Annotated in this window: 11 protein-coding genes; 3 read left to right on the forward strand and 8 right to left on the reverse strand. The window is 46.4% G+C overall.

Translation table 11 applies throughout. The annotated features are described in order from the left end of the window. Nucleotides 1-17 precede the first annotated feature (17 nt). The 7 genes from GCHA_RS05265 to GCHA_RS05295 all read right to left on the reverse strand — a co-directional run bounded on the left by GCHA_RS05265 (nucleotide 18) and on the right by GCHA_RS05295 (nucleotide 7,962). Nucleotides 18-536 carry a PepSY domain-containing protein gene (locus GCHA_RS05265; RefSeq protein WP_007985873.1) on the reverse strand — a complete coding sequence of 173 codons (519 nt, stop codon included), beginning with the start codon at nucleotides 534-536 and terminating at the stop codon, nucleotides 18-20. Between the two features lie 220 nt (nucleotides 537-756). Continuing rightward, nucleotides 757-1,932, reverse strand: a complete 1,176-nt coding sequence (locus GCHA_RS05270; RefSeq protein ID WP_007985875.1) for an exo-beta-N-acetylmuramidase NamZ family protein — start codon at nucleotides 1,930-1,932, stop codon at nucleotides 757-759. Further along, nucleotides 1,929-2,852: an N-acetylmuramic acid 6-phosphate etherase gene (gene murQ / locus GCHA_RS05275; protein WP_007985876.1), complete on the reverse strand. Its 924-nt coding sequence runs from the start codon at nucleotides 2,850-2,852 to the stop codon at nucleotides 1,929-1,931. The genes GCHA_RS05270 and murQ overlap by 4 nt, the downstream gene beginning before the upstream one ends. A 17-nt stretch (nucleotides 2,853-2,869) precedes the next feature. Beyond that, entirely contained in the window at nucleotides 2,870-3,751 is an 882-nt protein-coding gene (locus GCHA_RS05280) for a glucosamine kinase nucleotide-binding domain-containing protein (RefSeq protein ID WP_007985877.1), read from the reverse strand. Beyond that, entirely contained in the window at nucleotides 3,748-5,328 is a 1,581-nt protein-coding gene (locus GCHA_RS05285) for a sodium:solute symporter (protein ID WP_007985878.1), read from the reverse strand. Before GCHA_RS05285 ends, GCHA_RS05280 begins: the two co-directional genes overlap by 4 nt. A 6-nt stretch (nucleotides 5,329-5,334) precedes the next feature. Beyond that, nucleotides 5,335-6,783: an NlpC/P60 family protein gene (locus GCHA_RS05290; RefSeq protein WP_007985879.1), complete on the reverse strand. Its 1,449-nt coding sequence runs from the start codon at nucleotides 6,781-6,783 to the stop codon at nucleotides 5,335-5,337. A 12-nt stretch (nucleotides 6,784-6,795) separates the two neighbouring features. Continuing rightward, nucleotides 6,796-7,962, reverse strand: coding sequence for a DUF819 family protein (locus GCHA_RS05295; RefSeq protein WP_007985884.1), 1,167 nt, complete (start codon nucleotides 7,960-7,962; stop codon nucleotides 6,796-6,798). 153 nt (nucleotides 7,963-8,115) lie between these two features. Here GCHA_RS05295 and nagB-II point away from each other — a divergent pair, with 153 nt between their 5' ends. The 3 genes from nagB-II to GCHA_RS05310 are packed head-to-tail and all read left to right on the forward strand — an operon-like array spanning nucleotide 8,116 to nucleotide 11,585. Further along, nucleotides 8,116-9,099 carry a glucosamine-6-phosphate deaminase NagB-II gene (gene nagB-II / locus GCHA_RS05300; RefSeq protein ID WP_007985886.1) on the forward strand — a complete coding sequence of 328 codons (984 nt, stop codon included), beginning with the start codon at nucleotides 8,116-8,118 and terminating at the stop codon, nucleotides 9,097-9,099. 1 nt (nucleotide 9,100) lies between these two features. Next, complete coding sequence (gene nagA, locus GCHA_RS05305) at nucleotides 9,101-10,231, forward strand: N-acetylglucosamine-6-phosphate deacetylase (RefSeq protein WP_007985887.1); 1,131 nt, start codon at nucleotides 9,101-9,103, stop codon at nucleotides 10,229-10,231. 16 nt (nucleotides 10,232-10,247) lie between these two features. After that, a complete protein-coding gene (locus GCHA_RS05310; protein WP_007985888.1) occupies nucleotides 10,248-11,585 on the forward strand; it encodes a sugar MFS transporter in 1,338 nt (445 codons plus the stop codon). 37 nt (nucleotides 11,586-11,622) lie between these two features. On the opposite strand, the gene GCHA_RS05315 is transcribed toward GCHA_RS05310, so the two are convergent. Next, a complete protein-coding gene (locus tag GCHA_RS05315; protein ID WP_007985890.1) occupies nucleotides 11,623-12,693 on the reverse strand; it encodes a S66 peptidase family protein in 1,071 nt (356 codons plus the stop codon). Nucleotides 12,694-12,741: the final 48 nt, after the last annotated feature.

Here is a 12,741-nt window from a genome sequence, read left to right on the forward strand (position 1 = left end):
CTTTTTTATATATTCAGTTACGAGCCGAAAATAACCACAAGTAGGGCAAACAAAAACCCAGCACTCGCTATTTTCAAACCGTTTTTAAACAACTTCGCTTTGGGCAAAAACATCAAAAAAGCGGAAACCACAAAAAACAGCAACACCACCCCAAAGGTAATATTCAACACAAACAGTGGGCTGTTGGTTGTCGCTTTATGCAAACTGACTAATTTTCTCAGTACCAGCGGATAATCCTGTTTAGTGACTTCGGCCTGTCCTGTGGCTTTTTGATAAACCCCATAGTTAAAGCGGATTTCAGTTTCGTTTTCCTGTTGAAATTTATACCCTTTAAGATGCAGTTCTTTTTGCAGCGCTTGAGGGCTCAGCTCGGCTGCGAGTTCATGAACTGTGGTGTATTCATACTTTAATAAATCTGTGCTTCTGAAAATTAGCAAAATACCACTTGTCGCATAAACAGCCATAATACCTGCGAGAAAAAACCCCAACCATCTGTGATACTGCCTAAAGGTATTGTGAAACTTTGCTGATGCCATACTGCCCTCTGATATTAAAATGAACGTGCGTCTAAAAAGCCGCAGCATTTAACCACAGTGGGGGAAATATGTCTGAAATCTTTACTTAAAATGACAGCATTAAAATAGCTGTTTTAAAAACCTGGCTTAAAAAAATGTGTCTTAACAAGAGAGCCCTGAAAAAGCGGCTTGAAAAGAACATCAAGCCTACTCGTAAGTCCCGAAAGATTAGGGGTATATATTAGGGGTATATAAGGTACGGCTGACGCTGTTTTTTGAATTTAGCCAAGTCAGGCTGCCAGCTTTGTTTAATTTGAGCTGAGCTTTGGCCCGCTTCAATGGCTTTGCGCAGCGCATCGGTACCGGCTAATTTGTCCATAAAATCAGGACGAGTAAACAAGCTCATATCATGCTCAGCAAACTGCTGCTGCGCGTTTACAAGCCAAGATAAATCAAGCCCTCTTTTTGTGCTGTCTCGCAAGTCAATCCCCAGCAATTGTTTACCTTCTAGTTTGGGGTGCAGCGCGCTGCCAGGGCGAGATTCTGGACTAAACGCAAACTCTCCTAACGGAATATCGTCGAAACCGATAACCTGAAACGGAAAGTCGGTACCGCGCCCGACACTAATGGGCGTGGCCTCAAAGAAGCACAAGCTTGGATACAAGCCAATACCTTGGTCGTTAGGTAAATTAGGGCTAGGGGCAACAGGTAATGAATAATGCATCTTTCGGGTGTAATTAGCCACAGGAACTGTCACTAAATCCAAAGCTTGCGCCTGGTTTATCCAGCCCTCCCCTTTGATCATCTGCGCCAACTCAGCCACTGTCATCCCGTGTAAAATAGGAATGGGGTGCATACCCACGAATGAGCGAAACTCAGGCTCAAGGACTGGCCCATCAACGAAGCGCCCGTTAGGGTTTGGCCTATCAAGCACCATAAACTGAATACCCGCTTCAGCCGCCGCTTCCATCATGTAGTGCATCGAACTGATATAAGTGTAAAAGCGCACGCCCACGTCTTGAATATCGAACACCACGACATCAAGTTGTTGCAGCATCTCTACGGGTGGCTTCTTGAATTTTCCGTAAATAGACGTAATAGGAATACCGGTTGCGGCATCTATTTCGCTGTTTACATGAGCTCCAGCATCGTGATCACCACGAAAACCGTGCTCAGGAGCAAAAATACGCGCAACATTAATTGATTTATCCAGCAGATAATCCACTAAGTGTGAGCCACCTACCTTCGAGGTTTGATTCACCACTAAGCCAACACGTTTACCTTGCAGCTTTGGCAGGTACGCTTGGGGGCGCTCAGCCGCCACTTTGAGCTCATGAGTATTATCCGCTTGAATATCAGGGCTTGCAGTGCAACCCCCTATCAGCAAAATAAAGCAGGCGAGAAGCGCAATCCTCATAAGGGTTCCTGTGATACAGCATTACGTAAAAAGCCCTTTTCCTTCGCCAACGTTTCCCTGGCCTGTTGAGCATTGACCTGTGTAAGAAGCATCAAAATAGCCACTTTTACTTCGTTATTTGCTTGGTCGAGGGCGTCGTAGGCGGTTTGTTCATCGCAGTCAGTGGCTTGCATCACGATGCGCACCGCTCTTGCGTGTAACTTTTGATTACTTGCTTTTACGTCGACCATTAAGTTTTGGTAGGTCTTACCAATGCGGATCATGCTCGCTGTGCTAAGCATGTTTAAAACTAACTTTTGTGCAGTGCCCGACTTTAAACGGGTAGAGCCCGTCAGCACTTCAGGGCCAACTTGGGCGCAAATGTCGATGTCGGCAATTTGCCCGATCACCGAGTTAGGATTACAGCTAAGTGCGATGGTTTGCGCATTGCATTGCTTTGCGTACTCAAGCCCAGCTGCCACATAAGGGGTGCGCCCGCTTGCTGCAATACCTACCAACACATCTTTATGGCTAAAATTCAGCGCTTTTAAATCAGTCACGCCCTTTTCGCGGTCATCTTCGGCCCCTTCAACTGCGTGGATCACCGCATTTTCACCTCCGGCAATTAACCCAATGACCATCCCTTCAGGTACACTGAAGGTAGGCATGCACTCTACTGCGTCGAGTATGCCTAAGCGCCCGCTTGTTCCTGCTCCCATGTAAATTAACCTACCACCTCGGTTAAAGCTCGACACAATGGCATCGACCCCTAGGGCAATATCGCTTAATGCATCATTCACTGCGCCGGCAACTTTATGATCTTCTTGATTAATTTTTTCTAAAATCGCCAAAGTGGGCAAAGTGTCTATGTCGAGCGTATCTAAATTGCGCCCTTCAGAAGCAATGCGATTTAATTCACTGAGCAAATTTAATTGGGTCATAAAATCAGTATTTTCGGTTAGTTAGTGATTGCTGGCGAGCATAATTGCTTGGCCAACAAACAAGCGCCATCAAGAGAATTCCCCTTAGAAGGCATGATTAAATTGCGATAAGTTTCGCTGAGCAAGGCCTGACTTGGCTCAGCCAAGCCTCCCATTAACACCAGAGGTAAATTACTGGAGCCGCAGGTACGTTTTATTAATTTTTCGATCATGGTGACATGGGCGGTAAGCACTTCTAGCGCTACCACACAATCATCTTTTAAGCTGAATATATGTGGGGCAAGTTTTGCAAAATCTGCGGGTTTAGCGAGCGCCAGCCATTGCAAGATTGAGTGACGGCTGTAACCAATTTGACTGGCAACATATAGACTCAAAGTGCTTTTTGCCACACCGTTTAAGTCCATTTCTAGCAGTAGTTTTTGTACCGCTAAATAGCCCAGCTTAGCGCCGCCGCCTTCATCTCCGATACAAAACCCCCAGCCGCCTATCATCTTTTCAGTACGATTTTCATCCATACGCATACCTACCGAACCTGTGCCCAATGCAACAACGGCCACGGGTTGACCGGCATTAGCGCCATACAGGGATGTCTTGGCGTCAGACACCACTTTTAGCTGTGCAAAATTAAACGGTAAATCACGCAGTAGCTTCACCACCAATGATTTATCCCCTGCACCTGCCACGCCGAAAACCGCTGAAACCTGTTCAGCATTGCAGCCTGCTTCTGCCAAGAGTTGTTCACAAGCATCTGTGATGCTGCTCAATGCTAATGAATAATCGTTACTTAACGAAGTGGCTCCAGCGTTAACTTGCCATTGCATGGAAGTGCGCAGGTTGACGAGTCGGGCGACCGTTTTGGTCCCTCCGCCATCTAACCCAAGTATGTATTGAATGCTCATGCTTTCTGTCCTTGAAATTGCACTTCGCTGCTGCCTTTAGCGGACAAACACACTAGGCTTGCCACCAAAGTGGCGATACATAATTGCCATGTAAAGCCGATGTGTACTATCCACTCTTGAGGCAAGTACAGCGTCATAATATAAGGTTGAAATAAAAGCGTAGTCATAAAGCCGCAAATTAGCGCCGCTAAGACGCTTTTGGGACTACCACGCTTAGTGAAAATGGCGCTGAAATATACCCCTAATAAACCACTATAAGAAAATACCATCACCCCTAATGCAAATTGTAATAAAGGGGTGTCTGTGTATTGTTGCCAGTAAAAGCACAGGCAAGCCATAGCGCCTAGTGCCGTTGCCACCAACGCCATTGCCACACGCCCTGCACTGACAAAATGCATATCACTGTGACGCTTACCTTTCTTTTCTTGCCAAGGTGCGTAAATATCTTGAACCAATACCGACGCCATAGAATTCAATCCTGAATTAAGAGTCGACAGTGCTGCAGCAATAATGCCAACCGTGACCAAAGCTTTAACGCCAGACGGGATATGGTTCAGCACGTAATACATAAAAATGGTAACGGGTTCACCGTCAAACGTAGGTAATACCTCGCCTGCAGCGCCACTTTGCATTAAATCTGGGCGCTGATAATACACATACAAAAGCAGGCCAATAACAATAAAAAGCAGCATAATGGGGATGACCATGACGATAGAATACAGCATGGCTTTACTGCCTTCTTTGGCATTTTTACAGGTTAGTACCCTTTGTGTCATATCTTGATCAAGACCGAAGGCCGCTATATTCAGCAGCACAAAACCGGTAAATACCGACCAAATATTAAATACGCCTGCAGGGCTAAAATCCCAATCAAATTTGAACAGTGCCAGCTTTGACGCTTCACCTGCACCAGGCTGTGCGAGTACGGCTAACACGCTAGAAATATCACTGGGGATCGCATCTAACAAACAATAGATAACAGCAACCGCAGCCCCAACGTAAACACCACATTGAATAACATCGCTGTAAATAACGGTTTTTATCCCGCCGTAGACTGTGTACAGCAAACCGGCAACGGTCAAAATGCAAGTGGCTGTGATCACATGTGCGGCTTCTATGTCGGCAAATAAAATCATCGATACGGCAATAGCCGCCATGTATAAGCGCGCCCCACTTGCGAATATTCGCCCACAAAGATACATCAAGCCCGCTTGTTTCTTGGCATTAGAGCCAAAACGGACTTCTAGTAATTCATACACTGTGTACACATTGAATTTATAAAACTTGGGGATGAGAAAAGTAGCCACAAAAAATGCGGCCACAAACGCGCCTAGGTTAGTAGCCAAATAAGACAAATCACCACGATAACCTTGATCTGGCCCACCTAAAAAAGTGGCTGCTGACTGAGATGTCGCTAACACCGAGATTGCAACCGCCCAGACTGGCATAGTGTTACCACCGCGAAAATAGTCTTGGCTGTTGGCTGAACGACGATTAAAAAACCACCCCGAGCCAATGAGCAACAAGCCATAGGCAGCAAACACTAACCAATCTAATCCTGCGTACTGTGCGCTCATTTATGCTTACCGAATACGTTTAATGTTGTACAGACGATCCACATAGCTGTTTTTCTCTGACAATCTAAGGGGCATTAGCGGCGTAACAGACACACCATTTAGCGTACCTTTATACAGCTTTTTATTCTCGTCGAAGTAAGCTAGACCTTTCACATCGTGGATCACAAAGGGTTGCCCGTTTTCATCACCAAGATAAAGCATAACGTGACCGGGGATATAAAGAAGATCGCCCACTTCCATGGCATCAATCGCTTTACGCTTCTCATCCATTTTGGATTGCTTGTTAAAACGTGTATCGATGCCAAAGTCAGTTCCGCCTTGGTCACCTGAATTACGCGGCATTAGAATACCGAATGAGCGATAAATTTCTCCTACAAATCCGGTACAGTCACGGCCATTATAATCATGTCCCCATCCGTATCGTTCGCCCAAAAATTTAAACCCTTGGCGAATGACGTTAGCTTTGGTGTATGCCATATACCCTAAATGCACGTCTTGGCTGCGCCCGATAAGCGCTTTTTGTAACTTCAACTGGCCTTGCTCTGTACGCGTAGGAAGCCAAACCACATAATTAGCATAGGGATTTTGCGCGTATAGCGCTGTGGGCACCTCATCTTTTGCCACCAATGGCAAACGTACACTCATGTCCAGTTGTTGCTGTGAAATTGCGGGCATTTCGGGCACATATTGAGTGAACACCTTGGCACCGGTGACGACCAGAAAATCATCTTGCTTGGTAAATTCTGCCACTTGCTGTTTACTGCCAAGGGCGAAATTTTCAACTCGTGTCCAGGCCAAGTAATTAAACCCTTGTACCAATGCCCACTTCTTATCTTTGCTGTAGGTAAGAACGGCTACTGCGTCGCCTGGAAACAAAGCGCTTTCTTGAAAACGGTCAAGGTCCACGTCCATTGCCGAATTAAGCACTCTGTCATCCGTTGGAAACGTGCGCAGTGCAGCGCGTTGCACAATCAATCCAAACTCAACTTTATGCCCATTAGGCGCTGAATCAAAACGCATGTTGTCTTGATAAAGCCCAAAGTCTTTGCCAGTTAATTGGCGACCATCCACAAAGAAACGCGCACTTTTGGGCACCTTACTAATGCTGTTAATCTTGCTTGTTAGCTGCTTATCGCTGAGCACATTTGAGCTAGCAAGGGGATCGTTTACAAAACGATTGTGTTCGACTAAGGCTTTGTTGTGAGCGCTTATTTGCGCTTTGCTCATAATCACTTGGTTTGGGCTGGGTAATTTTGCTAACCAGTGTTGTGGGTCTAATTGCGCTTGGGTTACGTTCATCACATCAGTTCCCCAGTTTTCTTGATAAGCAGTGGCTTTCTCTTGCTGGGCCCTCGATTCTTGCTGGGCCCTCGATTCTTGCTGAGCATTGGCAGAGTGAGTCGCACTGCCCACGGTAAAGAGCATTGCCAGCCCGATTGATAAAAAACGTTTCATATAGTTCTCCGTTTAGACTGCGCTTAGCCATGCTAACGCGCGCCCTACTAATAAACCGCCGCCAGTGCCTATGATGTAACCCAGCATAGCCATTAGCACGCCCACGGGGATAAGCGCACGAGAATACGCAGCAGCGAGTATTGGCGCTGACGCCACACCACCAATATTGGCTAATGAGGCGATACCACAGGTGAATAAATCAAGTTTGAATACTTTTGCTACCACCAGCATTAACCCGCCGTGAATAGCCAAAATGAATAAGCCGAGCAGGATATAGATAGGCGCTTGGGTTAACTCGTTAAAATTTGCGCGAGAGGCAATCAAGCCGATAATGAGATACAGCATGATAGATGAAATCTCTTTACCGCCCCACATTTTACTAATGGGTGTCAGTGCACATATTACCCCTAGTACCGTCACTAGCATCACGGTCCAAGCGGTTCTGGTGAAAAATGCTGTGACAGGCAAGGTCGCAGCAAAGTATTGGCATAAAATGGACACCAACATGGCCCCTGACAACAAGACCAACATAGACGTGGTTTTATTGCCCGTATATTCCTGCTGCTTACTCGCCAAGTTCGCACTGACTTCTTCTAACGCTTTGCCATCTGCTTTGGTCCAGTGGTTAAAACGACTTGCTATAGGCACCAATGCCAGCAAGAACATGACCCACATGGCGTAATCAATTGAGTCAATAAGTAAGGTATACCCCATGCTTGAATCAGGCACATTTAATGCCGCCTGCACGGCAGCCATATTGCCTGTGCCGCCCATCCAACTACCGCTCAATGCCGCCAGCGTCTTCCACGCCTCTGGCGCCAAAAAGCCTTTAAATAATCCAAAGCCGAGAATAAATGCACAGCCAATGCTGATGGCAGCAGCAAAAAATGCCAAGAGCATTTTAGCGCCTAAACGTTTGATCTGGCGCAGGTCAGCATCCAGCAGCATCAAAAAGATCATCGCCGGAAGAATATTCCCTTTTAGGGATGAATACGCCTGATTTATCTCGGTCGTTTTGCTCCACAAACCTAGCGTAGACATCATCATCACTGTGAAATACAGCAATACGATTGCCGGCAGGTAATGAAAGAGTCTCCAACGTGTTTTTTCTTCAACAAGGGCTAACGCTCCCGCAATGAAGAGCAAAACACTGATGTAGGGAAAAGCAGTCGTGATCATAAAAAATTTGATTAGTTTGCAGTAAGCAAACAGTACCCAGTTGAGGCCTATTTGTAAATAACTATTATAAAATATAGAAAAATAAAGAATAATTTATTATTCTGACTTTAGAGAGCAATTTTTCAACATAAGGGGTTCCCATTGAGTAGCTTCATGGCGCAAGAAACTGCGCAAACACCATCCGTTATACGTCAGCAACTCATTCGCAACGCTAAGGTATGTGAAACTCTCGTCCGCCAGATAAAGGCGAAAAACCCGAGTTATGTGTTGATGATAGGCCGCGGCTCATCAGATCACGCTGGGGTTTACGCCAAGTATTTACTGGAAACAGAGCTCGGTTTACCTGTTATGGCCTCGGCTCCTTCGGTATTTGGCATTTATCACAAGAAGGTTGATCACAAAAACGCGCTAGTCATTGCGATCTCCCAATCTGGTCGTAGCCCAGATATTGTTAATCAAGTAAAGTCAGCCAAGGCCAGTGGCGCTATGTGCGTGGCATTAGTGAATGATGAACAATCTCCCCTCGCCCAAGCTGCAGATTCAGTATTGCCAATGTGCGCCGGATTAGAACAGTCAGTTGCCGCCACCAAAAGTTACTTAGCCAGTTTGAGCGCTTTGTTACAGCTATGTGCGTATTGGAATAACAACCAAGCGTTACTCAATAGCTTACAGACTTTGCCCGATGCGCTAGATGATGTACTAGCGGCCCCTGCTCAACTGACCCCAGAAAGACTGGAAAATACACAACACTGCGTCATGTTAGGGCGTGGTTTTGGCTATGCGATTTGCCGCGAAATGGCACTGAAGCTAAAAGAAGTGTTGGCCATACATTGCGAGGCTTTCAGCAGTGCAGAGTTTATGCATGGCCCCTCAGCAATGCTTGTTAATCAATTAGATGTGATTGATGTTCAAGTTGAAGATGAATCAGCTGACGTGCATAGTAGCCAGATACAGACCTTCGCCCAACAAGGGGGTCGTGTTGTATCTCTTTCACACCCTAAGCTTTCGCTTCATCCGCGCTGTTTGCCGTTATTAGTGGTATTGCGATTTTATGTGGACGTTGAGCGCATAGCGCTCGCTTATGGCCGAGATCCCGACCGTCCTCAGGGCCTTAAAAAAGTAACAGAGACCCATTAATATGCAGTTTAAATGTGAACGCTTACTCACTTCAAATGCCTGGTTAAATAACCAAACCATACACGTTGAACACGGCTTCATTCGCAGCATTAGAGACACAGCCTCACAAGACGCACATCTAGATTTCATCACAGGCTCTTTAGTACCTGGCTTTATTGATGTGCAAGTTAACGGCGGGGGCGGTGTGTTGTTCAATCAGGCTCCCAGTGTGGCTGGTTTAACAAAAATCAGCCACGCCCATAGAAAGTTCGGCACCACTGGCTTGATGCCCACCCTAATCACCGATGAATTACCTGTTATGCAAAGTGCTGCGCAGGTCATGGCCGATGCAATCAGCCAAGAAGTAGAGGGGATCCTTGGTGTGCATTTTGAAGGGCCGCATTTAAGCAAACCGAAAAAAGGCGTTCATGATGAATCCTTTATTCGGCCAATAACTGATGAAGAGTTGGCGCTCTATTTACGTAAAGATTTAGGCAAGGTGATCGTGACATTAGCACCGGAGAATGTCAGCCCTGACGTTATCAAGCACCTAAGTCAAAATGGGGTTAAGGTCTGTTTAGGTCACTCGAATGCCGATGCGGATACTGTGCTCAGGGCGATTGAAGCCGGCGCAGATGGATTCACTCATTTATTTAATGCGATGTCTGCCATGCAATCACGAGCACCAGGCATGGTAGGGGTAGCACTAAATACACCAACCACCTTTGCCGGCTTAATTTTAGATCACTATCACGTAGATCCGATTTGCAGTGAAATAGCGATGAAAATCAAAGGCAAAGAAAGGTTAATGCTAGTCACTGATGCAATGGGGTTAATCGGTACAGAGCAAGACAGCTTTATGTTTGGCAGCCAAAAAGTGACCCGAGTCGGGAACAAATTAACCACGGATAACGGCACCTTAGCAGGCTCGCATTTAGATATGCTCAGCGCAGTGAAAAACGCTGTGAATGACATTCACCTACCACTAGAAGACGCCATTACCATGGCCAGTACAACTCCTGCCCATTATCTAGGATTACAGGAAACCCACGGTGATATTGCACTTGGTAAACGAGCAGATTTTGTTGCACTTGATGATGACTTAAACATCACAGCTTTGTGCCAATCAGGGCAATTTATAACAAGAACATAATAAAAAGGGACAACCCATGACACACTCATCTTCAAACGCGCGCTCGAGCATATTACCCATGTGTATTATTGCACTGCTGTTTTTTATATTCGGTTTTGTCACATGGCTCAATGGCGCGCTAATTCCGTTTTTGCAAGTGGTGTGTCAGTTATCTGAAACTCAAGCCCTGATGATTGCCTCGTGTTTTTATTTTGCCTATGTAGTGATGGCCTTACCCATGGCGATGATCTTAGAACGGGTTGGGTATCAGTCTTCCATGGTATTAGGGCTAAGCATCATCGCTCTTGGTTTACTAGGCTTTATTCCGGCAGCGCTGTTGCAAGAATTCTGGATATTCCTTGTGGCGCAGTTTGTGATTGGCAGCGGTTTAACTATTTTACAAACGGCAGCAAATCCTTATGTGGTGAACGTGGGGCCAACCCAAAGCGCTGCTGCGCGTATTGCCATAATGGGGTTGCTCAATAAAGGGGCCGGCATCTTAGCCCCGCTGCTATTTACCGCATGGGTACTTGGCGGCTTTAGTGACATTAACCTTGCCGCGGTCAATCAATTACCAGCTGGGCAGCAACAAGTGCAAATCGAGAGCATGGCACATCAGTTGATTGCGCCATACATCGGCATGGCAATAGCACTGCTTGTACTAGCTGGCGGTTTGTCTCGTATTTCCCTGCCAGATTTGGCCTTACTAGAACTTGAAAGCACTGATAACCTCGCTCAAGACAAACCAGCTTCACAACAGATGAAACGCACAATATGGCAATTTCCTCAGTTGGTTCTTGGGGCAATTGCTTTATTCTTTTATGTGGGCGTTGAGGTTATCGCAGGTGATACAATCGGCCTGTACGGCGCGAGTATAGGGGTGGCTAATGCGACTACGCTCACCTCATACACTATGGGCTTTATGGTACTGGGCTATTTGCTGGGCTTAGTGTGTATACCGCGCTTTATTTCTCAGGCGAATGCGCTGCGCGTAAGTGCGCTAGCAGGTTTGGCGATTACCACTGTACTCTTGCTCTCATCAAATGAAGCTACGTTCATCGCCACTATATTGTGGGGTTGGTCGGGCATAGCAACCGTACCAGATTCTATTGCCCTCATTGCCCTTTTGGGCTTGGCAAATGCCATGGTATGGCCGACTTTGTGGCCCCTAGCTCTGGCCGATTTGGGCCGATTTACCCCTAAAGGCTCGGCTATTTTAATCATGGGAATAGCCGGCGGTGCCTTAATGCCGATCATTTACGGCGAATTAGCCCAAGCGAGCAACAGCCAGCAAGCTTATTGGATACTGCTGCCCGGCTATTTCATCATTGCCTTTTATGCTTTTTACGGCCACACGCTGCGCAGCTGGCGCTGAGTAAATAGAGTAACCTAGGTACCAACAAGACGCAGTGTTAAAGCACTGCGGCTTCATCTAGGGTTAAGCGCTGCTTGGTAGCATCTAAAGTTGCCAATGCGCCAACCGGTACGGTTGCCATATCGTCAATATGCCCAATCATCACGCCGCTTAGCACAGGTACCTTTAAATCACCCAAGCGGTCTTTAAGCACATGCTCGACGCTAAACGAAGGCCCGCTACCCGGTTCACAATCAGTGCACTTACCAAAAACGATACCCGCTACTCTATCTAACCTGCCGGCTAACTTAAGGTGAGTAAGCATGCCATCTATACGATAAGGCGCTTCTTCAACGTCTTCTAAAAACAAAATCTTGTCGGTGTAGTCTGGCTCATAAGGGCTGCCCACCAATTTAACCATAAGCGACAAGTTGCCGCCAATCAGCACACCAGAAGCCTTACCTTTGGTAACTGTGGTTAAACGATTCTCTTTTTCAGCTTGGCCCTCAGCCGGTTCAAATGCTGGTGGTGTTGCCAGCACCATACTATCAACAGGATTAAACAATACGTTTTTGAATTCACCCAAGGTGTATTCAGTAAAACTTTGCTTTGCTATGGGCCCATGAAAGGTCATGATGCCGCTTCGGGTATAAATCGCATTGAGTAGCGCAGTTACATCGCTATAGCCAAGAAACACCTTAGGGTGCTGGCGAATTAAATCATAATCTAAGTAAGGCAAAATACGCGGTGAACCATACCCTCCACGCAAACAGAAAATGGCATCGACTTCATCATCCGCAAACATACTATTGACGTCGTTCGCTCTGTCTTTGTCAGTTCCCGCCAGATAGGCAGTGCGATCAAAAAGATGAGTAGCCGTTTTTACCTTGAAACCAAACGAACGAATGATATCCATGGCGAAGTAAATCTCTTGATCTTCCCAGGTGTTGCTGCTCGGCGCGATAAGCCCAATCGTTTGGCCCACGCGCAAACGTTTAGGTTTTCGAATTACATTAGCGCCCATGGGGATATCTTCTGCGGCTATGGCACTCATAGGAACAACAGGTAACAAGGCACTGGTTAATGCAGACGAAATAAAGGCTTTCAGTAACGTTCGACGGTCTAACATGATTTCTCTCGCTTTTTTTGTTTAACTTAGCAAATTAGCGGCTACGCC

The sequence above is a fragment of the Paraglaciecola chathamensis S18K6 genome, from assembly GCA_000314955.1.
Taxonomy (GTDB): domain Bacteria; phylum Pseudomonadota; class Gammaproteobacteria; order Enterobacterales; family Alteromonadaceae; genus Paraglaciecola; species Paraglaciecola chathamensis.

What these genes read in the sequence shown, in the direction of transcription:
- GCHA_RS05285 (WP_007985878.1), bottom strand. Translation starts at nt 5,328, where the DNA reads ATGAGCGCACAGTACGCAGGATTAGATTGGTTAGTGTTTGCTGCCTAT.
- nagA (WP_007985887.1), top strand. Translation starts at nt 9,101, where the DNA reads ATGCAGTTTAAATGTGAACGCTTACTCACTTCAAATGCCTGGTTAAAT.
- murQ (WP_007985876.1), bottom strand. Translation starts at nt 2,852, where the DNA reads ATGACCCAATTAAATTTGCTCAGTGAATTAAATCGCATTGCTTCTGAA.
- GCHA_RS05295 (WP_007985884.1), bottom strand. Translation starts at nt 7,962, where the DNA reads ATGATCACGACTGCTTTTCCCTACATCAGTGTTTTGCTCTTCATTGCG.
- GCHA_RS05290 (WP_007985879.1), bottom strand. Translation starts at nt 6,783, where the DNA reads ATGAAACGTTTTTTATCAATCGGGCTGGCAATGCTCTTTACCGTGGGC.
- GCHA_RS05315 (WP_007985890.1), bottom strand. Translation starts at nt 12,693, where the DNA reads ATGTTAGACCGTCGAACGTTACTGAAAGCCTTTATTTCGTCTGCATTA.
- GCHA_RS05270 (WP_007985875.1), bottom strand. Translation starts at nt 1,932, where the DNA reads ATGAGGATTGCGCTTCTCGCCTGCTTTATTTTGCTGATAGGGGGTTGC.
- GCHA_RS05310 (WP_007985888.1), top strand. Translation starts at nt 10,248, where the DNA reads ATGACACACTCATCTTCAAACGCGCGCTCGAGCATATTACCCATGTGT.
- GCHA_RS05265 (WP_007985873.1), bottom strand. Translation starts at nt 536, where the DNA reads ATGGCATCAGCAAAGTTTCACAATACCTTTAGGCAGTATCACAGATGG.
- GCHA_RS05280 (WP_007985877.1), bottom strand. Translation starts at nt 3,751, where the DNA reads ATGAGCATTCAATACATACTTGGGTTAGATGGCGGAGGGACCAAAACG.
- nagB-II (WP_007985886.1), top strand. Translation starts at nt 8,116, where the DNA reads ATGGCGCAAGAAACTGCGCAAACACCATCCGTTATACGTCAGCAACTC.